Origin of the sequence: Pseudomonas sp. NFACC05-1 (assembly GCF_900100135.1) — a bacterium.
GTDB lineage: Bacteria > Pseudomonadota > Gammaproteobacteria > Pseudomonadales > Pseudomonadaceae > Aquipseudomonas > Aquipseudomonas fluorescens_Q.
On the sequence record NZ_FMTR01000002.1, the window covers coordinates 305,091 to 324,042 of the forward strand.

General features: G+C 62.9%; 17 protein-coding genes and 1 pseudogene. 13 read left to right on the plus strand and 5 right to left on the minus strand.

Annotation, left to right across the window (positions count from 1 at the left end):
• The first annotated feature begins 66 nt into the window (after window positions 1-66).
• The 9 genes from mdcA (at window position 67) to madM (ending at window position 7,320) form a co-directional block, all read left to right on the plus strand.
• The gene (gene mdcA, locus BLO97_RS05615; protein ID WP_092150706.1) at window positions 67-1,737 is read left to right on the plus strand and encodes a malonate decarboxylase subunit alpha; all 1,671 of its coding nucleotides are present in this window, start codon (window positions 67-69) and stop codon (window positions 1,735-1,737) included.
• The gene (locus BLO97_RS05620; RefSeq protein ID WP_092345242.1) at window positions 1,738-2,613 is read left to right on the plus strand and encodes a triphosphoribosyl-dephospho-CoA synthase; all 876 of its coding nucleotides are present in this window, start codon (window positions 1,738-1,740) and stop codon (window positions 2,611-2,613) included.
• Window positions 2,613-2,912, plus strand: a complete 300-nt coding sequence (locus BLO97_RS05625; RefSeq protein WP_092345244.1) for a malonate decarboxylase subunit delta — start codon at window positions 2,613-2,615, stop codon at window positions 2,910-2,912. Before BLO97_RS05620 ends, BLO97_RS05625 begins: the two co-directional genes overlap by 1 nt.
• Window positions 2,905-3,756, plus strand: a complete 852-nt coding sequence (locus BLO97_RS05630; protein WP_092221409.1) for a biotin-independent malonate decarboxylase subunit beta — start codon at window positions 2,905-2,907, stop codon at window positions 3,754-3,756. The genes BLO97_RS05625 and BLO97_RS05630 overlap by 8 nt, the downstream gene beginning before the upstream one ends.
• Window positions 3,753-4,556 (plus strand): biotin-independent malonate decarboxylase subunit gamma, encoded by an 804-nt coding sequence (mdcE, locus tag BLO97_RS05635; RefSeq protein WP_092345246.1) that lies wholly within the window; start codon window positions 3,753-3,755, stop codon window positions 4,554-4,556. The genes BLO97_RS05630 and mdcE overlap by 4 nt, the downstream gene beginning before the upstream one ends.
• Entirely contained in the window at window positions 4,550-5,173 is a 624-nt protein-coding gene (locus BLO97_RS05640) for a malonate decarboxylase holo-ACP synthase (RefSeq protein WP_175456265.1), read from the plus strand. Before mdcE ends, BLO97_RS05640 begins: the two co-directional genes overlap by 7 nt.
• Entirely contained in the window at window positions 5,170-6,090 is a 921-nt protein-coding gene (gene mdcH, locus BLO97_RS05645) for a malonate decarboxylase subunit epsilon (RefSeq protein WP_092345248.1), read from the plus strand. The genes BLO97_RS05640 and mdcH overlap by 4 nt, the downstream gene beginning before the upstream one ends.
• A gap of 67 nt (window positions 6,091-6,157) precedes the next feature.
• Complete coding sequence (gene madL / locus BLO97_RS05650) at window positions 6,158-6,550, plus strand: malonate transporter subunit MadL (RefSeq protein ID WP_072346252.1); 393 nt, start codon at window positions 6,158-6,160, stop codon at window positions 6,548-6,550.
• Between the two features lie 5 nt (window positions 6,551-6,555).
• On the plus strand, window positions 6,556-7,320 hold the full coding sequence (gene madM / locus BLO97_RS05655) for a malonate transporter subunit MadM (protein ID WP_072346254.1): 765 nt from the start codon (window positions 6,556-6,558) through the stop codon (window positions 7,318-7,320).
• Window positions 7,321-7,430: 110 nt separating this feature from the next.
• On the opposite strand, the gene BLO97_RS05660 is transcribed toward madM, so the two are convergent.
• Complete coding sequence (locus BLO97_RS05660) at window positions 7,431-8,345, minus strand: LysR family transcriptional regulator (protein WP_092150724.1); 915 nt, start codon at window positions 8,343-8,345, stop codon at window positions 7,431-7,433.
• 292 nt (window positions 8,346-8,637) lie between these two features.
• On the opposite strand from BLO97_RS05660, the gene BLO97_RS05665 reads away from it, so the two are divergent.
• A complete protein-coding gene (locus BLO97_RS05665; protein WP_018609564.1) occupies window positions 8,638-9,255 on the plus strand; it encodes a PAQR family membrane homeostasis protein TrhA in 618 nt (205 codons plus the stop codon).
• A 40-nt stretch (window positions 9,256-9,295) separates the two neighbouring features.
• Here BLO97_RS05665 and BLO97_RS05670 read toward each other — a convergent pair whose 3' ends face one another.
• Both BLO97_RS05670 and BLO97_RS05675 read right to left on the minus strand, forming a co-directional pair.
• Entirely contained in the window at window positions 9,296-10,015 is a 720-nt protein-coding gene (locus tag BLO97_RS05670) for a 16S rRNA (uracil(1498)-N(3))-methyltransferase (protein WP_092150727.1), read from the minus strand.
• A 206-nt stretch (window positions 10,016-10,221) separates the two neighbouring features.
• A complete protein-coding gene (locus BLO97_RS05675) occupies window positions 10,222-11,628 on the minus strand; it encodes an adenosylmethionine--8-amino-7-oxononanoate transaminase (protein ID WP_092150730.1) in 1,407 nt (468 codons plus the stop codon).
• A 224-nt stretch (window positions 11,629-11,852) separates the two neighbouring features.
• Here BLO97_RS05675 and BLO97_RS05680 point away from each other — a divergent pair, with 224 nt between their 5' ends.
• The 3 genes from BLO97_RS05680 to BLO97_RS05690 all read left to right on the plus strand — a co-directional run bounded on the left by BLO97_RS05680 (window position 11,853) and on the right by BLO97_RS05690 (window position 15,615).
• Entirely contained in the window at window positions 11,853-13,616 is a 1,764-nt protein-coding gene (locus tag BLO97_RS05680) for a flavin monoamine oxidase family protein (protein ID WP_092221422.1), read from the plus strand.
• An 818-nt stretch (window positions 13,617-14,434) separates the two neighbouring features.
• Window positions 14,435-14,986: a cytochrome b gene (locus tag BLO97_RS05685; protein ID WP_092150736.1), complete on the plus strand. Its 552-nt coding sequence runs from the start codon at window positions 14,435-14,437 to the stop codon at window positions 14,984-14,986.
• 32 nt (window positions 14,987-15,018) lie between these two features.
• Window positions 15,019-15,615, plus strand: coding sequence for a YceI family protein (locus tag BLO97_RS05690; RefSeq protein ID WP_063323987.1), 597 nt, complete (start codon window positions 15,019-15,021; stop codon window positions 15,613-15,615).
• A 243-nt stretch (window positions 15,616-15,858) separates the two neighbouring features.
• Here the strand turns inward: BLO97_RS05690 and BLO97_RS05695 are convergent, their stop codons facing one another.
• Together BLO97_RS05695 and BLO97_RS05700 are read right to left on the minus strand one after the other, a co-directional pair.
• Window positions 15,859-17,727, minus strand: a complete 1,869-nt coding sequence (locus BLO97_RS05695) for an RNA helicase RhlE2 (protein ID WP_170862076.1) — start codon at window positions 17,725-17,727, stop codon at window positions 15,859-15,861.
• Between the two features lie 261 nt (window positions 17,728-17,988).
• Window positions 17,989-18,770: pseudogene (locus BLO97_RS05700) on the minus strand (substrate-binding periplasmic protein).
• Window positions 18,771-18,952 lie beyond the last annotated feature (182 nt).

Sequence of the window (18,952 nt, forward strand, 5' to 3'; positions counted from 1 at the left end):
TTGATTGATGCCCTCGCCACAACACTCCTAAGGTAACCCCCACGACAGCGAATCCGTGGAGTGGTCATGACAACAACAATATCCCCCGACTCGCGCTGGACGCGGCGACGCAGCGAAAAGCAGCGGCGTCTCGAACTGGTGAAGGGGCTTGCCGACGGTGTGGTGTTGCCCACCGACAAGATCGTTGCAGCGCTGGAAGCGTTGATCCTGCCCGGCGACCGCGTGGTGCTGGAGGGCAATAACCAGAAGCAGGCGGACTTCCTTTCCCGCTCCCTGGCGAAAGTCGATCCTTCGAAGTTGCACGATTTACACATGATCATGCCCAGCGTCGGCCGGTCCGAGCACCTGGACCTGTTCGAACGCGGCATCGCCCGCAAGCTCGACTTCTCCTTCGCCGGCACCCAGAGCCTGCGCATCAGCCAATTGCTGGAAGACGGCCTGCTGGAAATCGGCGCGATCCACACCTACATCGAGCTCTACGCCCGGTTGGTGGTGGACCTGATTCCCAACGTGGTGCTCTCGGCCGGTTTCATGGCCGACCGCGCCGGCAATATCTACACCGGCCCCAGCACCGAAGACACGCCGGCGCTGATCGAACCGGCGGCCTTCAGTGACGGCATCGTCATTGTCCAGGTCAACCAGTTGGTGGACGACGTCAGCGACCTGCCGCGAGTCGACATCCCGGCGTCCTGGGTCGATTTCGTGGTGGTGGCCGACAAGCCGTTCTACATCGAGCCGCTGTTCACCCGTGACCCGCGCCACATCAAGCCTGTGCATGTGCTGATGGCGATGATGGCGATCCGCGGGATCTACGAAAAACACAACGTTCAATCCCTCAATCACGGCATCGGTTTCAACACCGCTGCCATCGAACTGATCCTGCCGACCTACGGTGAGTCCCTCGGTTTGAAGGGCAAGATCTGCCGTAACTGGACCCTCAATCCTCACCCGACCTTGATCCCGGCCATTGAAAGCGGCTGGGTCGAAAGCGTGCATTGTTTTGGCACTGAGTTGGGCATGGAAAACTACATCGCCGCTCGGCCGGACGTGTTCTTCACTGGTCGCGATGGCTCGCTGCGTTCCAACCGCATGGTTTGCCAATTGGCCGGACAGTACGCGGTGGACCTGTTCATCGGCGCAACGCTGCAAGTGGACGGCGACGGCCATTCCTCAACGGTGACGCGCGGTCGATTGGCCGGTTTTGGCGGTGCGCCGAACATGGGGCACGACCCGCGTGGTCGCCGCCACGGCACGCCGGCCTGGCTCGACATGCGCCACGGCGATGGCGAGGCGCCGCTGCTCGAGCGCGGCAAGAAACTGGTGGTGCAGATGGTCGAAACGTTCCAGGAGGGCGGCAAACCGACCTTCGTCGAGACGCTCGACGCGGTGGACGTGGCGAAGAAAGCCGGCATGCCCCTGGCGCCGATCATGATCTACGGCGATGACGTCACCCATTTGCTCACCGAAGAGGGCATCGCCTACCTGTACAAGGCTCGTTCCCTGGAAGAGCGCCAGGCGATGATCGCGGCTGTGGCCGGGGTCACCGCCATCGGCTTGCGCCACAACCCGAAAGACACCGCGCGCATGCGCCGCGAAGGGTTGATCGCTTTGCCGGAAGACCTCGGCATCCGCCGGACCGACGCCACCCGCGAGCTGCTTGCGGCCAAGAGCGTGGCCGACCTGGTGGAGTGGTCCGGTGGCCTCTACAACCCGCCCGCCAAGTTCAGGAGCTGGTAAATGCACGCCTTTAACCTGCAACCGAAAAAACTGTCCTTGGCCGAACGTCTGGCGGACATGGCGGTGGATGCGCTGATCGACGAGGCCGACCTGTCGCCCAAACCCGCCCTGGTGGACCGGCGCGGCAACGGCGCCCACACCGATCTGCACCTGGGCCTGATGCACGCCTCGGCGCTGTCGCTGTGGCCCGCGTTCAAGGCCATGGCCGAAACCGCCCTCGATTGTGGCGAAATCGGCCTGCCATTGCGCGAAGCCCTCGGCCGGATCGGCCGTGAAGGTGAAGCCGCGATGCTTGCCACCACGGGCGGCGTGAACACCCACCGTGGCGCGATCTGGGCCTTGGGCTTGCTCGTGGCGGCGACGGCGCTGGAGCCTGAATCCAATGCTCCAGGCGCAGTCACCCTGAGGGCTGCGCGCCTGGCCTTGCTCAACGACCGCTACGCGCCCCAGCCCTTGAGCCATGGTGCCCAGGTGGCTCAGCGCTACGGCGTACGCGGTGCCCGGGAAGAAGCGCAACTGGCGTTCCCGGCGGTGACCGGCCTCGGCCTGCCGCAACTCAAACGCAGCCGCGCGGCGGGGGCGGGCGAGCAGAACGCCCGGCTCGATGCCTTGCTGGCGATCATGACCACCCTGGCTGACACCTGCGTGCTCTACCGTGCTGGCGAACCCGGTTTGCAGGCTATGCAGTTGGGCGCCAAGGCGGTGCTCGATGCCGGTGGCAGTGCCAGCCTGGGCGGACGCCGCCAGTTGCACGCGCTGGACCAACAACTGATCGCCTTGAACGCCTCGCCCGGCGGCGCTGCCGACCTGCTCGCCGCCTGCCTGTTCCTCGATCGTATCGAACGCGGCGATGGCCTCTTCCCTGGAGTGTGCTGATGGAAACCTTATCCTTTGAATTCCCCGCCGGGCAGCCGCCACGGGGGCGGGCGCTGGTGGGCTGCGTCGGCTCGGGCGACCTGGAAGTGCTGATCGAACCCGGCCTGGCGGGCAAGTTGACCATTCAGGTGCGGACCTCGGTCAACGGCAGTGAACAACGCTGGCAGCACCTGTTCGCCCGTATGTTCGATGGCCAGACACCGCCGGCCTTGTCTATCGACATCCACGATTTCGGCGCCACCCCCGGCGTGGTGCGTTTGCGCCTGGAGCAAGGCTTCGAGGAGATCGGCCATGACTGACAGTGCAGCGTTGCTCAACAAGCACAGCTTCGTCGAACTCGGCGCCCGGCAGCGGGCCAAGGCCTTGCTCGATGACGGCACTTTTCGCGAACTGCTCGATCCCTTCCAGCGGATCATGTCGCCCTGGCTGCTGCGCCAGGGCGTGGTGCCGCAAAGCGACGACGGCGTGGTGATCGCTAAGGGCAGCCTCGATGGCTTGCCGGTGGTGATCGCCGCCATCGAAGGCGCGTTCCAGGGCGGCAGCCTCGGTGAAGTCGGCGGGGCGAAGATTGCCGGTGCGCTGGAACTGGCCGCCGAGGACAATCGCAAAGGCATCCCGACCCGCGCCGTGCTGCTGCTGGAAACCGGCGGCGTGCGTTTGCAGGAAGCCAACCTCGGGTTGGCGGCGATTGCCGAGATTCATTCGGCGATCGTCGACCTGCGCCAATACCAACCGGTGGTCGGTGTGGTGGCCGGCAGCGTCGGCTGTTTCGGAGGCATGTCCATCGCCGCCGGGCTGTGCAGTTATCTGCTGGTGACCCAGGAAGCGCGGCTGGGCCTTAACGGCCCACAAGTGATCGAACAGGAGGCCGGGATCGACGAATACGACTCCCGCGACCGGCCGTTCATTTGGAGCCTGACCGGCGGCGAGCAACGTTTCGCCAGTGGACTGGTGGACCGTTACGTCGCCGATGATGTGGCGCGGATCCGCCAGCAGGTCAGCCAATTGCTGCACTTGGGCGTTCCCGCGCAACACCGCAGCGGCCAGGCCGAGCTGTTCCTGCAACGCCTGGCCCGTTTGGACACTGAAGTGCAAATCGAGCCGGCCACGGTTCGTCAGCTGTATCAGGGAGAACGCCCATGAACTCGTATTCATTGAGAGGCTTGCGCTGGTTCGAAGCCTTGAGCGGCGGCGCCAAACCGTTGGAAGGCTTGCCTGCTTCGTTGAAGGTCGCGGACGTCACGCTGGGCGGGCAACACGTGCGCCTGCTGGCGGTGGTGGCGGATCCCGACAGTCGTTTTCCCCGTGCCCGCAACGGCGAGGTGGGTTTGCTCGAGGGTTGGGGCCTGGCCAAGGCCGTGGACGATGCCATCGACGCCGACCGTGATGCCTCCCACAAGCGTGCGTTGATCGCCGTTGTCGATGTGCCGAGCCAAGCCTATGGCCGGCGCGAAGAAGCCCTCGGTATTCATCAGGCCTTGGCCGGTGCAGCGGACAGCTATGCCCGCGCACGATTGGCCGGGCATCCGGTGATCGGTTTGTTGGTGGGCAAGGCGATGTCCGGAGCGTTTCTGGCCCACGGCTACCAGGCCAATCGGCTGATTGCACTGCGCGATCCGGGGGTGATGGTCCACGCCATGGGCAAGGCCTCGGCGGCGCGGGTGACCCTGCGCAGCGTCGAGGAGCTTGAAGCCCTGGCCGCCAGCGTGCCGCCGATGGCCTATGACATCGACAGCTTTGCCAGCCTGGGGTTGTTATGGGAAATTTTGTCGGTGGAGCAAATCGAACAGCCCTTGGCGGAGGATCTGACGCGGGTGACGGATTGTCTGCTCCAGGCGATTGAAGATGTCGAGGCGGGGCCGCGTGATCTGAGCGGCCGTCTGGGGGCGTACAACCGTATCGCGTCGAGCCGGGTTCGCCAACTGCTGAGAGAGCAGTGGTGAGTACGTATCTGGCCCATGACCTGCTCTGGGGGCTGACTCCGGAGCAGTTGGCTGCGGATGCGCCAACATGGGTAGTCGAGTCGATCACCGCCGGTCAACCGGTGGTGGTTCGGCGCGCACTGACGGCACCGGATCAAATCGCGGTCGGCGTGCGCGGGCGCTTGCGCGAGCAGCGTTATGCAACCTCGATGGCGATCGCGGCGATTGCCCGTCGCGTCATGCCAGAAGACCTTTGTCACGTTGCCTCGACTCGCGACTTGCCAGCCCTGCAAGCGCTGTCCCGCCTGCGTCCGCTGCTCGATGCCAGTGGCTGGACCTGGGGCGTCAGCGGCAGCGCCGGGTTCGAGCTTGCCACGGGTATCGAGGCGCTGCATGAACGCAGCGACCTGGATTTGATTCTGCGGGTGCCGCATTTTCTCGATCGTCTCCAGGCCGGGGAATTGCTGGCGCAACTGGATGCCTCGGTTTGTGCCGTGGATATGCAGTTGCAAACACCCTGCGGTGCCGTCGCCTTGCGCGAGTGGGCGGGTTCGTCGCGGCGGGTCTTGCTCAAGGACGACGTGCAGGCACGGCTGGTGAGCGATCCTTGGCAGCCTGCATTGGAGCAAGTCGCGTGAGCAGCCTCTTCGTCTTTCCCGGCCAGGGTGCGCAGCGCGCGGGCATGCTCCAGGGCCTGGCGCCGCAAGTCCTTGACGAGGCGGCTGACGTGCTCGGTGAGGACGTGTTGCAACTGGACAGCGCCGAGGCCTTGCAGTCGACCCGCGCCGTGCAGCTGTGTTTGTTGATCGCCGGTGTGGCGGCGGCCCGGCAACTGCTGGAGCAGGCACCTGCCCCGGACTACGTGGCGGGACTGTCCATCGGTGCTTATCCGGCGGCGGTGGTGGCCGGGGCGCTGGGGTTCGAGGATGCTTTGCGGCTGGTCAGCCTGCGGGGCGAATTGATGCAGCAGGCGTATCCGCAAGGTTATGGCATGACCGCGATCATCGGCCTCGACCTCGCGGCAGTGGAGGCATTGCTGGCGCAGGTGCACAGCGACCACACTCCGGTCTACCTGGCCAACATCAACGCGGATAACCAGGTGGTCATCGCTGGCAACGATGAGGCCATGAACAACGTTGCCAGGCAGGCGCGCAGCCTGGGCGCCGGGAAGGCCTGTCGGCTGGCGGTGAGCGTGCCGTCCCATTGCCCGTTGCTGGAAGCACCGGCCTGGGCATTGGCCCAGGCATTTGCCGACGTGTCGTTGAAGGCACCGGCCTTGGGTTATCTCAGCGGTAGCCGCGCGCGACCGCTGATCGACACCGAGGCTTTGCGCGACGACCTGGTGTTCAACATGTGCCGCGTGGTGGATTGGCGCGGCACTGTGCAAAGCGCCTACGAGCGAGGCGTGCGACTACAGATCGAACTGCCGCCCGGTGCGGTGCTGACCGCCCTGGCGCGCCGGGTATTCGAGCAGGGCACTGTCATGGCTTTCGACGGCGCCCGGCTCGACACCTTGCAGGCGCTGTTGCGTGAGGAGGGAAACCGCCAACCCTAAACCACCGACTCAAGCTGGCGAAGCACAAAAACAACAACTTCGACGATGCACTTTGAGGACTACAACAATGATTATCTACGGTGTGGCATTTTTGGCCTTTTGTACCCTGGCGGGTATTTTTATCGGTGAACTGCTGGGCAAATTGATCGGCGTGCCGGCCAACGTCGGCGGCGTCGGCATTGCGATGCTGTTGTTGATCGGCCTGGGCAGTTACCTGAGCAAGCGTGGCCTGTTCAAGGGTAAATCCGAGGCCGGCGTGGAATTCTGGAGCGCGGTCTACATTCCCATTGTGGTGGCGATGGCGGCGCAGCAAAACGTCTACGGCGCGCTCAAGGGCGGACCGATGGCGATCCTGGCCGGAACCCTGGCGGTGGTGATTGCCTTTGCGTTGGTGCCGGTGCTGGTGCGCATTGGTAACAAAGGGCCCCAGGGCAACGTCTCCGTTAAGACGGTCGGGTGATTGCCATGTACGAATCCATGATGAAAGTCATCACCGGCTACGGCCTGATCAGCGGTTTTGCGATTGTCGGCATCACCATGTGGGTGTCCTACTGGATCAGCAACACGTTCACCAAAGGTCGGCTGCATGGTTCGGCCATCGCCATTCTCCTGGGGCTGGTGCTCTCCTACATTGGCGGGGCTATGACGGGTGGGCAGAAGGGGGTGGTGGACATTCCGCTGCTGTCCGGGATTGGTTTGCTGGGCGGTGCGATGCTGCGGGACTTTGCCATCGTCGCCACGGCGTTTGGCGTGAGTATCGAAGAACTCAAGCGCGCCGGTTTCGTCGGGGTGCTGGCGCTGTTCGTCGGGGTCGCTACGTCGTTCATCGCTGGCGTGGGCGTGGCGATGGCGTTCGGTTACACCGACGCGGTGAGCCTGACCACCATTGGCGCCGGGGCGGTGACCTACATCGTCGGGCCGGTGACCGGGGCGGCGATTGGTGCCAGTTCCGAGGTGATGGCGTTGTCCATTGCCGCCGGGTTGATCAAGGCAATCCTGGTGATGGTAGCGACGCCGTTCGTGGCACCGTTGATTGGCCTCAACAATCCGCGCAGCGCGGTGATTTTCGGTGGCCTGATGGGCACCTCCAGCGGCGTGGCCGGTGGCCTGGCGGCCACCGATCCGAAACTGGTGCCATATGGCTGCCTGACGGCGGCGTTCTATACGGCGCTTGGGTGCTTGTTGGGGCCTTCGTTGTTGTTTTTGATCATGCGGGGGTTGATGGGGTAGGGCCTGGTCTCTTTGTCGACAGGACTGTCCCATCGCGAGCAGGCTCGCTACCACAGTTGACCGCGTGTCCCTGTGGGAGCGAGCTTGCTCGCGATGAAGGCAACACGGTCTCAAGCCTGGCGGTTGGCATACATCCGGCACTCAGCCAACAGCGCCAGCAGATTCGGATCACGCTCCTTGGCCTTCAGGAACACCACGCCAATGCGCTGTTGTAGCCGATACCTTTCCTGCAACGGGATCAATTTCACCCGGTTTTCATACACCGCCGCAATTCGTCCCGGCAGCAACGCGTAGCCCACCCCGGAGCTGACCATGCTCAGCAGGGTGAAGATGTCGTTGACCTGCATTGCCACCTTCGGTTCGAACCCCGCCTGCTTGAACACCCGGATACCGTCCTGGTGCGTGGCAAAACCCTGGGTCAGGGTGATGAACGTCTCGTCGCGCACCTCGGCCAGATCGACCTCGCTGCGCCGGGCAAAGGGCGAGTCGGCCGGCGTGGCGAGGAAGATGTCATCGCAAAACAGCTCGATATGCTCACAGTCCGGGTCGTTCACGCTGTCGTCCAGGGAGATCAGGATCGCGTCCACTTCCATGTTCTTGAGCTTGTAGAGCAGGTCGATGTTCGAGCCCAGGATCAGGTCGATATTGAGCTCGCTGCGACGGATTTTCAGGCCCATGATCAGTTGCGGCACGGTCTTGACCGTCAACGAATACAGCGAGCCGAGCTTGAAGCGTTCGGCGGAGAAACCGGCGGCTTCGCGGGTCAGGCGTACGCTTTCGACCACGTCCTGGATCAGCTTCTGCGCCCGCTCTTCCAGCACGTAAGCACTTTCCAGCGGCGTGAGGTTGCGGCCTTCGTGCTTGAACAACGGGCAGCGCAGGGCGCTCTCCAGCGAGTGAATGGCCCGGTGCACACTGACATTGCTGGTCTGCAACTCGGCTGCCGCCCGCGCCAGGTTGCCGGTGCGCATGAAGGCCAGGAACACCTCGAGTTTCTTCAGGGTCAATTCTTCGTCGATCAGCATGGGGTGGGCTCTTATTCGTATCGCCCGATTGTGCCCCAATCGACTCTTTTTGGAGGGGTTAATCTGTGGCGAGGGGATTTATCCCCGCCGGGCTGCGCAGCAGCCCCAATTCTGCCGCATCACCGTGTCAGGCAAATTGCATTCAACTGTATTGGGGCCGCTTCGCAGCCCAGCGGGGATAAATCCCCTCGCCACAGGGTGTCGTGTGCCCTGAGGACTACAGCAAACCATTGCACTTTGCAGCGCCAGGCCTGAGCCTTGGCGTCTGCTCTGGAATGTGAGGTGGGACTGGATGTATCACGGAGAACGACTCAATGCCTGGACGCACTTGGTCGGGGCGGTGGCGGCTTTTATCGGGGCGGTGTGGTTGCTGGTGATTGCCGGGATGGCGGGCGATCCGTGGAAGATCGTCAGTGTGGCGATCTACGGGTTCACCCTGCTGGTGCTGTACAGCGCTTCGACGGTTTACCACAGCGTGCGCGGGCGCAAAAAAGCGATCATGCAGAAGGTCGATCACTTTTCGATCTACCTGCTGATCGCCGGCAGTTACACCCCGTTCTGCCTGGTGACCCTGCGCGGGCCGTGGGGCTGGACCTTGTTCGGGATCGTCTGGGGGCTGGCGCTGATAGGGATACTGCAGGAGATCAAGCCACGCTCCGAAGCGCGGATCCTGTCGATCGTCATCTACGCGGTGATGGGCTGGATCGTGCTGGTGGCGGTCAAGCCGCTGCTGGCGGCCCTGGGCAGCGCCGGGTTTGCCTGGCTGGCCTCGGGCGGCGTGTTGTACACCGTGGGCATTATCTTCTTCGCCCTCGACCATCGGCTGCGCCACGCCCATGGCATCTGGCACCTGTTCGTGATCGCCGGCAGCCTGCTGCACTTCGTGGCGATTCTGTTTTATGTGCTCTAATCCCTGAGCAACCTGGATTCAATGTGGGACCTGCGGCGGCTTAGAAATCCCCCCACAACTGCTGCGCCACCGCCAGCGCCACCACCGGCGCGGTTTCGGTGCGCAGCACGCGAGGGCCGAGGCGGGCGGCATGGTAGCCGGCGGTCTTGGCCTGTTCGACTTCGGCGTCCGACAAACCGCCTTCAGGACCAATCAGGAACGCCAGTGTCGACGGTTTGTCATGGCTGGCCAGCGGCTCGGCCACCGGATGCAGCACCAGTTTGAGCTCGGCCTCGGTCTGCTTCAGCCAGTCGGCCAGCAGCAGGGGCGGGTGGATGATCGGCACGCTCGAGCGCCCGCATTGCTCGCAGGCACTGATTGCCACCTGGCGCCAGTGCAGCAGGCGCTTGTCGGCGCGCTCGTCCTTGAGGCGCACTTCGCAGCGTTCGCTGAAAATCGGCGTGATCTCGCTGACCCCCAGCTCCGTGGCTTTCTGGATCGCCCAATCCATGCGCTCGCCTCGGGACAAGCCCTGGCCGAGGTGGATGCGCAGCGGCGATTCAGGTTGTCCGGCGAACTGCTCGTCCAATTGCACCCGCACGCGTTTCTTGCCGACTTCGGCCAGGGTGCCGCGAAACTCCTGGCCCGAGCCGTCAAACACCTGCACCGCATCGCCTTCGGCCATGCGCAGCACACGGCCGATGTAGTGGGCCTGTGCCTCGGGCAGTTCGTGGTCGCCGAGGCTCAGGGGCGCGTCGATGAAGAAGCGGGACAGTCTCATGTCGGATCTCTGAAAAAGTTAACGGTGCTATGAGGCCCCCCACACCTGTGGCGAGGGGATTTATCCCCGTTGGGCTGCGAAGCAGCCCCAAATACATCCAACGCGATTTGCCTGAAGCACTGGGGTATCCGGTTTTAGGGCTGCTGCGCAGCCCAACGGGGATAAATCCCCTCGCCACAATGGTGTTCCAACAGTGCATCGCGATATCAGCCCGGATCGCGATAACCGGGATGAAAGTCCTTCGGCACCGCCACGCTGACCTTGTCCCGGGTGGCGATGTCGATGCCCTCGCTGGCCACTTCGGCCAGGAAATCGATCTGCTCCGGGGTGATGACATACGGCGGCAGGAAATACACCACGCTGCCCAGTGGGCGCAGCAAGGCACCACGCTCCAAGGCATGCTGGAACACACTCAGGCCGCGCCGTTCCTGCCACGGATAAGCGGTTTTGCTGGCCTTGTCCTTGACCATCTCGATGGCCAGCACCATGCCGGTCTGGCGCACTTCGGCGACGTTCGGGTGATCGGCCAGGTGCGCGGTGGCGCTCGCCATGCGCTGGGCCAGGGCCTGGTTGTTTTCGATGACGTTGTCGTCCTCGAAGATATCCAGTGTCGCCAGGGCCGCCGCGCAGGCCAGCGGGTTACCGGTGTAGCTGTGGGAATGCAGGAAGGCGCGCAGGGTCGGGTAGTCGTCGTAGAAGGCGCTGTAGACCTCGTCGGTGGTCACGCACGCGGCCAGCGGCAGGTAACCGCCGGTCAGGGCCTTGGACAGGCAGAGGAAGTCCGGTGTGATACCGGCCTGCTCACAGGCGAACATCGTCCCGGTACGGCCAAAGCCGACGGCGATTTCGTCGTGGATCAGGTGCACGCCATAGCGATCGCAAGCCTCGCGCAGCAACTTCAGGTACACCGGGTGGTACATGCGCATGCCGCCGGCGCCCTGGATCAGCGGTTCGACGATCACTGCCGCCACCGTGTCGTGGTGCTCGGCCAGGGTCTGTTCCATGGCCGCGAACAGGTTGCGCGAATGTTCTTCCCAACCCATGCCTTCAGGGCGGTGGTAGCAGTCGGGGCTCGGCACCTTGATCGTGTCCAGCAGCAACGCCTTGTAGGTTTCAGTGAACAACGGCACATCGCCCACCGACATCGCCGCGATGGTTTCGCCGTGGTAACTGTTGCTCAGGGTGACGAAGCGCTTCTTGTCCGGCCGACCGCGATTGATCCAGTAGTGGAAGCTCATCTTCATTGCCACTTCGATGCAGGACGAGCCGTTATCGGCGTAGAAGCACCGGGTCAGGCCTTCGGGCGTCATCTTCACCAGGCGCTCGGACAGCTCGATCACCGGCTGGTGGCTGAAGCCGGCGAGAATCACATGCTCCAACTGATCGACCTGGTCCTTGATGCGCTGGTTGATGCGCGGGTTGGCGTGGCCGAACACGTTGACCCACCAGGAGCTGACGGCATCGAGATAGCGCTTGCCTTCGAAATCTTCCAGCCACACGCCTTCACCGCGCTTGATGGGGATCAGCGGCAGCTGTTCGTGATCTTTCATCTGGGTGCAGGGATGCCACAGCACCGCGAGGTCGCGTTGCATCCACTGGTTATTCAGGCCCATTAACAGTCTCCTCGAGGCGGCTCGCGGCGGGCGCGGGCAAAACAATCGCGCAAGCCTATGCAATGGCGGCCCTGGGGACAACCCATTGTGTCATCGCGGCGACTTTGAGCGAGGCGATAGACGCCGCTGGCGGCGCTTTGATGGCTGACGTATTCTTCGCGGCTCTTCTGGGCTGTCTGGCTCGAAAAACTGAAATTACCTACGTTTACTCCGGAGTTCGTTGAATGTCTGCTGGTTGGCTGCGCGCCTGTGCGCTGGTGATGATAGGGCTGTTCAGCGTTTCGGCGCTGGCCAAGGACAAGCAACCGACGGCCATCGTCATCGGCGGCGGCCTGGCGGGACTCACGGCGGCCTATGAGCTGCAGAACAAAGGCTGGGTCGTGACCCTGCTGGAAGCCAAGCCGAGCTTGGGCGGTCGTTCAGGCATGGCCACCAGTGAGTGGATCGGCAACGAGAAGACCCAGCCGGTGCTGAACAAATACGTCTCCACATTCAAGCTGAGCACCACGCCGGCGCCGGAGTTCGTGCGCACCCCCAGCTACCTGATCGACGGCACCTACTTCACCGCTGCGGACCTGGCGACCAAACAGCCGGCCACGGCTGAAGCCCTCAAGCGCTACGAAACCACCCTGGACGAACTGGCGCGCTCCATCGAAGACCCGCAGAACCCGGCGGCCAACAACACATTGCACGCGCTGGACCAGATCACCGTGTCCAACTGGCTCGACCGTCTGCAACTGCCGGCCACGGCGCGGCAGTTGGTGAACCAGGAGATTCGCACCCGTTACGACGAGCCTTCGCGTCTGTCGCTGCTGTATTTCGCCCAGCAGAACCGCGTCTATCGTGGCGTGTCCGACCGCGACCTGCGGGCCTCGCGCCTGTTGGGTGGCAGCCCGACCCTGGCCCAGGCGTTCGTCAAGCAACTGAAAACCATCAAGACCAATTCGCCCGTGTCGGCCATTTCCCAGGACAAGGACGGGGTGACCGTCAAGGTTGGCGCCGTTGGCTATCAGGCTGACTACGTGGTGCTGGCGGTGCCGCTGCGGGCGCTGAACAAGATCCAGTTGACCCCGGCCCTGGATGCCCAGCATCAAGGCGCGATCAAGGGCACCAACTACGGCTGGCGCGACCAGATCATGCTCAAGTTCAAGACCCCGGTCTGGGACAGCAAGGCGCGCATGTCTGGCGAGATCTACAGCAACACTGGCCTGGGCATGATGTGGATCGAGCCGGCCATGAAGGGCGGCGCCAACGTGGTCATCAACCTGTCGGGCGACAACGCCCGGGTGATGCAGGCGTTCGGCGACAAGCAGATGGTCGACCAGGTACTGATCCGTCTGCACGCGTTTTATCCCCAGGCCCGTGGCGCGTTCACCGGCTATGAAATCCGCCGCTACAGCACCGACCCGTCCATGGGCGGCGCGTACCTGGCCTTTGGTCCGGGCCAGATCAGCAAGTACTGGCGCCTGTGGGAAAAGCCGTTGCAGCGCGTAGCCTTTGCCGGTGAACACACCGACACCCTGTATCCGGGCACCCTGGAAGGCGCGCTGCGCAGCGGCCAGCGGGCCGCCAGCCAGGTTGAAGACCTGGCGGCGGGCAAGTCGTTTGAACCGGCCAAGGTCGCGCCTGCTGCAACGGCGGCAGCTGCCGGTGCCGTGGCGGCGAAGAAGGGCAACTTCTTCAGCAACCTGTTCGGTGGCTCGGATGACGAGAAGAAGCCGGAGCCGGTCAAGGCACCGGAGCCGGTAGCGCCGCCTCCAGCGCCTGCACCGACACCCGCCCCAGCGCCTGCCCCGGTAGCGCCACCCGCGCCTGCCCCGGTGAACGTCGAACCCGCCAAGAAAGCCACGGCCAAGCCTGCGGCGAAAAAACCGGCGGCCAAGGCCCCAGCCAAAAAAGCCCCGGCCAAGGCTCCGGTAAAAAAGGCCGAGCCGGTGAAGAAGCCAGCAGTCAAACCGACGACGGCTACTGAGACGAAGGCTCAGTAACGATCAGGCGGAAAGAACGCGGCTCAAGGACCTAATGCTGTTCACTTAAGGCAATCGACAAACCCGTGGCGAGGGAGCTTGCTCCCGCTGGGCCGCGAAGCGGCCCCAAAACCTGCCAAATGCGGAGCATCAGATACACCGCACCTGCCGGTTTACGACTGCTTCGCAGCCGAGCGGGAGCAAGCTCCCTCGCCACAGGGCCATCATTTTTCTTGAGTGAACCGCATTGGGCTCAAGGGCCGTGTTTTTTATCCAGCATCGAGCGTACCGGCGCCGCCACCTAAAGCGCGGCTCAAGGGTCTAGCACTGTTCGCTCAAGGCTTGTCTGAATCATTGTGGCGAGGGAGCTTGCTCCCGCTGGGCTGCGTAGCAGCCCCTTTTTGTGAGCGCTTCGCACTCAAGCGGGAGCAAGCTCCCTCGCCACGGATTCATCGCTTTTCTTAAGTGAGCAGCACACCCAGAGCCCGGCGTTGTACAACGAGCGCCAACGTCCTATACGCCGCGGCGATATATCGGAAACTTCCCACCTATTAACAGGATGGAAGTGATAGAGCGCACCAGTCATCGGCCCTAGGCTCCTTAATACACATGCTTCATGGCACAAAACCGCCGTGAGCAGGCTGCGATAGGGCCCTTTCCATCACGCGATCACTGCTTGCGCCGGTCGCCATCACCCACCATTTCCCCCTTTAATCTTTCCTTAACCCACCTCTCCCAGACTGATCATCGTATTTCTCGATATTTCAAAGCGAAAATTTCCGCTTTAAATCGATAGATAACTCGCTAGTCTTGGACGCAGTTTTTACAGGATATGAGCAATGCAGCTACGCAACTCTTCTTCTCGTTATGGCTGGGTCAGTATCACCCTGCACTGGGGCATTGCGCTGGTGGTGTATGGGTTGTTCGCCCTGGGCCTGTGGATGGTCGGCCTGGATTACTACAGCACCTGGCGCAAAGACGCGCCAGACCTGCACAAGAGCATTGGCCTGGTGCTGCTGGCGGTCATGTTGCTGCGGGTGATCTGGCGTTTCGTCAGCCCGCCGCCACCGACCCTGCCAACCTATGGCCGCCTGACCCGCGTCGGCGCCAAGCTTGGCCATAGTGCTCTGTATCTCGGGTTGTTCGCCGTGATGATCGCCGGTTACCTGATTTCCACCGCAGACGGTGTCGGGATCCCGGTGTTTGGTTTGTTCGAAGTCCCCGCGCTGGTGTCCGGACTGCCCGATCAGGCAGACGTCGCTGGCGAGATTCACCTGTACCTGGCATGGGCGTTGGTCATTTTCTCCGGCCTCCATGCGTTGGCAGCATTGAAACACCACTTTATCGACCGTGACGCGACCCTCAAGCGCATGCTGGGACGCCAAGCCTGATGTTCAACCTCGACTCCAAAGGAATAGAAAGCATGTTGAAAAAGACGCTCGCCGCCCTGGCAATCGGTTCTGCCCTGCTGTCAGCCGGCCAGGCCATGGCTGCCGACTACGTGGTCGACAAGGAAGGCCAGCACGCCTTCGTCGACTTCAAGATCAGCCACCTGGGCTATAGCTACATCACCGGTACCTTCAAGGACATCGACGGCAAGTTCAGCTTCGACGCCGCCAAGCCAGAAGACAGCAAGATCGAGTTCAACGTACGTACCGCCAGCGTGTTCACCAACCACGCCGAGCGCGACAAGCACATCGCCAGCAAGGACTTCCTGGAGGTGTCCAAGTACGCCGATGCCAAGTTCGTGTCCACCAGCGTCAAATCCACCGGTAAGAATGCCGCTGGCAAAGAGACTGCCGACGTGACCGGCGACCTGACGCTGCACGGCGTGACCAAGCCAATCGTGGTCAAGGCCACCTTCCTGGGTGAAGGCAAGGACCCATGGGGCGGCTACCGTGCCGGCTTCGAGGGCACCACCAGCATCAAGCGTTCCGACTTCGGCAAGATGATGGACCTGGGTCCACAATCCGACGCCGTTGAGCTGTACATCTCGTTTGAAGGTGTCAAAGCGAAGTAACCTTCGCACTGACAAAAAACGTCCCTGGTCTTGCGATCAGGGGCGTTTTTTATTACGCGGATTCGGGCAGCACAGAAAACCCTGTGGGAGCGAGCTTGCTCGCGATGGCGTCTTGCCGGTCGACTTGATGCTGACTGACATACCGCTATCGCGAGCAAGCTCGCTCCCTCATTTGGATTGTGTTGGACCAAAAAAAGCCCCAGGTCGCGAGACCTGGGGCATTTTTTCAACGCTTGGAAAAACTCAGCGATTGCGCGTCAGCAATGCCGGTTTTTCGCCCCGTGGACGGCTTGGCAGTTGATCCAGCTGTTCAGGCGTCGGGAAACGATCGGCTTTCGATTCCTTGTGCATGATCTTTGGCTGGTTGCTGCGCGGGTTCTGCACGGCGGGTTCCTGACGAGGCTGGTCCTCACGGGCCGGACGGCGCGGGCGGGTGTCATCGCGGCGAGCCTGACCGTCACGCGGGGCACCGTTGCGTGGGCCGCTGCGCTTGGCCGGTGGCGTGCCGGTGGACGAGCCGTTGCTGTTGCGCGGGCCATTCTGGCGACCTTGTGGCTGGCCGCTGCGCGGCGCGCCTGCAGTTGCACCCTGTGCCGGGGCACCCGGGCGACGACCACGGCCCTGGGCCGGTTTCTGCTGGGGCACGTAGTCGACGCGGTTACCGAAGTTATCGATATCGTCGTCCAGGAACTCGTCCGGGGCACGATCAGCCGCGGCGCGCGGGGCTGGACGCTGCTGTTCACGGGCTGGCGTGCCTTCGCGGGGCTTCTGTTCGCGGGCTGGGCGTTCGCCGCGGCCATTGCTGTTGCTGGCCGATTTTTCCTTGCCCTTGTCCTTGCCTTTGTCTTTGCGGCCACCGCCACCACCGCCGCCATTCGGACCGTCGCCACGCGGGCCACGGGCATTGCGCGGATTGCGCACGTCCGGACGTTCGCGCACTTCAGGCTTCTCGGCCTCGATGGTGCTGGCATCGAAGCCCATCAGGTCGCCATCGGCGATTTTCTGCTTGGTCATGCGCTCGATGCTTTTGAGCAGCTTTTCTTCGTCCGGTGCGACCAGCGAGATCGCTTCGCCCGAGCGACCGGCCCGGCCGGTACGGCCGATACGGTGCACATAGTCTTCATCGACGTTCGGCAGTTCGAAGTTGACCACGTGAGGCAGTTGGTCGATATCCAGGCCACGGGCCGCGATGTCGGTGGCCACCAGAATGCGCACTTCGCCGGCCTTGAAGTCGGCGAGGGCTTTGGTGCGGGCGTTCTGGCTCTTGTTACCGTGGATCGCCACAGCCGGCAGGCCATGCTTGTCCAGGTACTCGGCCAGGCGGTTGGCGCCGTGCTTGGTGCGGGTGAACACCAGGACCTGTTCCCAGGCACCGGCGGTAATCAGGTGCGCCAGCAGAGCACGCTTGTGGCTGGCCGGCAGGCGGAAGACGCGTTGCTCGATGCGCTCGACCGTGGTGTTCGGTGGCGTGACTTCGATGCGCTCCGGGTTGTGCAGCAGCTTGCCAGCCAAGTCGGTGATGTCCTTGGAGAACGTCGCCGAAAACAGCAGGTTCTGACGCTTGGCGGGCAGGCGAGCGAGGACTTTCTTCACGTCATGGACAAAGCCCATGTCGAGCATGCGGTCGGCTTCGTCCAGCACGAGGATTTCCACGTGGGACAAATCGACGCTGCCCTGGCCGGCCAGGTCCAGCAGGCGACCGGGGCAGGCCACCAGTACATCGACGCCACGGGACATGGCCTGGACTTGGGGGTTCATGCCCACGCCGCCAAAAATGCAGGCGCTGACGAACTTCAGGTCGCGAGCGTAGACCTTGAAGCTCTCGTGTACCTGGGCCGCCAGTTCGCGGGTTGGGGTCAGGACCAGTACGCGCGGTTGGCGCGGGCCATGACGCTGGGACTTGTCTGGGTGACCGTTGGGGAACAACCGCTCCAGGATCGGAAGGGCGAAACCGCCGGTTTTACCAGTACCTGTCTGCGCCGCGACCATCAGGTCACGACCTTGCAACACGGCGGGAATGGCCCGCTGTTGCACGGGGGTAGGCTGGGTATAGCCGGCGGCTTCGATGGCGCCGACTAAAGCCTCGGAGAGACCGAGGGAAGCAAAGGACATGAGTAATCCTGTTTTAGTGAGGGCCTGGCCCAATGGGATAGTCTTGCCTGGCGCGAATGACGTTCAACATGGAAACGTCATCCCGTCCGGTCCTGCCGGGTCTGAAAGACGGGTCCGGACAGGGCTCGCGCGGGCTGGAAGCTGCGCTGTAGCGGTGTCGGGATGCCTTTTGCAAGACCGGGCGTCCGGGCGTGAGCCTGGCGGGAAGGCCGGAGTATAACAGAGCAAACGCCGTGCGCCGCTTTCCTGCTGCTCAACGGTTTATTTCAACGTTGACCCAGGCCGGGCGAGATGACCTTGGCCACTGGGCCGGTACCGTAGCGGGCGCTCAGTTCGGCATAGGCGGGTTCGCGCTTGAAACGCTTGAGTTCGGCACTGAAGCGTTGCACCAGCAAATCCATCCCGGCATTGCGCCGCACCGCCAGGTATTGGCTTTGGCGGCTCACGACCATCGGGTTTTCGGTAATCTGGTCGCCCAACTGCATGTGTTCGAGCACATGTCGGCCCACCCTGCGGTCGGTGATGAGCAGGTCGATGCGTCCCAACTGCAACTTGCCGAAATTGGCTTCGTGGGTTGGCGCCGTTTCCCGGGTGAACAGGGTCGACTCACTGAAGGCCTGGCTGTAGAGATAACCGGGTGAGGTGCCGACGGTCAGGCCGCGCAGGTCATCGAGCGTGCGAAACGGATGGGGCCGGGCATTGGCGTAGAACATCACGAACTCTACGTCCGACAGCGGTTCGCTGGGGTAAAGCAGCATGGCATCGCGTTCATCGCTGTGGAAAATGTCCAGCGCACCGTCCGCCAACCCCTGCTCCAGCATCACCAGGCAACGCTTCCACGGCAGGAACTGCCATTCCACGTCGATACCCAGGCGCTTGAAGACAATGGCCGTGGTTTCGTAGTCCAGGCCCAGCATCTTGCCGTTCTCTTCGTAGACATACGGGGCCCAGGGTTCGGTGACAATGCGCAACTTCTCGGCCCGGGCAGTCATGCTCAGGCACAAGAGGAGAAGGGCTGTCAGTAACCGGGCAATAACGGGCATGGCCTGAGGTTACGACGAGAACTCCTCAAATAGCTAGAGCGCTCTGGCTCGCGCCTTAGTTGCCTTTTACTTGCAGTCGGTGCAGATCGAAGGCTTCGCGGTATTTGTCCCGAGGCAAACACATCCATTCGGGGCCGAAGACCCTCACGACAACTGGATAAAAAAGGCCCTGGTTTTCACCA

Bases quoted from the DNA above. Each gene is read 5' to 3' on its own strand.
- mdcA (WP_092150706.1), top strand. From the start codon at position 67: ATGACAACAACAATATCCCCCGACTCGCGCTGGACGCGGCGACGCAGC.
- BLO97_RS05620 (WP_092345242.1), top strand. From the start codon at position 1,738: ATGCACGCCTTTAACCTGCAACCGAAAAAACTGTCCTTGGCCGAACGT.
- BLO97_RS05625 (WP_092345244.1), top strand. From the start codon at position 2,613: ATGGAAACCTTATCCTTTGAATTCCCCGCCGGGCAGCCGCCACGGGGG.
- BLO97_RS05630 (WP_092221409.1), top strand. From the start codon at position 2,905: ATGACTGACAGTGCAGCGTTGCTCAACAAGCACAGCTTCGTCGAACTC.
- mdcE (WP_092345246.1), top strand. From the start codon at position 3,753: ATGAACTCGTATTCATTGAGAGGCTTGCGCTGGTTCGAAGCCTTGAGC.
- madL (WP_072346252.1), top strand. From the start codon at position 6,158: ATGATTATCTACGGTGTGGCATTTTTGGCCTTTTGTACCCTGGCGGGT.
- madM (WP_072346254.1), top strand. From the start codon at position 6,556: ATGTACGAATCCATGATGAAAGTCATCACCGGCTACGGCCTGATCAGC.
- BLO97_RS05660 (WP_092150724.1), bottom strand. From the start codon at position 8,345: ATGCTGATCGACGAAGAATTGACCCTGAAGAAACTCGAGGTGTTCCTG.
- BLO97_RS05665 (WP_018609564.1), top strand. From the start codon at position 8,638: ATGTATCACGGAGAACGACTCAATGCCTGGACGCACTTGGTCGGGGCG.
- BLO97_RS05670 (WP_092150727.1), bottom strand. From the start codon at position 10,015: ATGAGACTGTCCCGCTTCTTCATCGACGCGCCCCTGAGCCTCGGCGAC.
- BLO97_RS05675 (WP_092150730.1), bottom strand. From the start codon at position 11,628: ATGGGCCTGAATAACCAGTGGATGCAACGCGACCTCGCGGTGCTGTGG.
- BLO97_RS05680 (WP_092221422.1), top strand. From the start codon at position 11,853: ATGTCTGCTGGTTGGCTGCGCGCCTGTGCGCTGGTGATGATAGGGCTG.
- BLO97_RS05685 (WP_092150736.1), top strand. From the start codon at position 14,435: ATGCAGCTACGCAACTCTTCTTCTCGTTATGGCTGGGTCAGTATCACC.
- BLO97_RS05690 (WP_063323987.1), top strand. From the start codon at position 15,019: ATGTTGAAAAAGACGCTCGCCGCCCTGGCAATCGGTTCTGCCCTGCTG.
- BLO97_RS05695 (WP_170862076.1), bottom strand. From the start codon at position 17,727: ATGTCCTTTGCTTCCCTCGGTCTCTCCGAGGCTTTAGTCGGCGCCATC.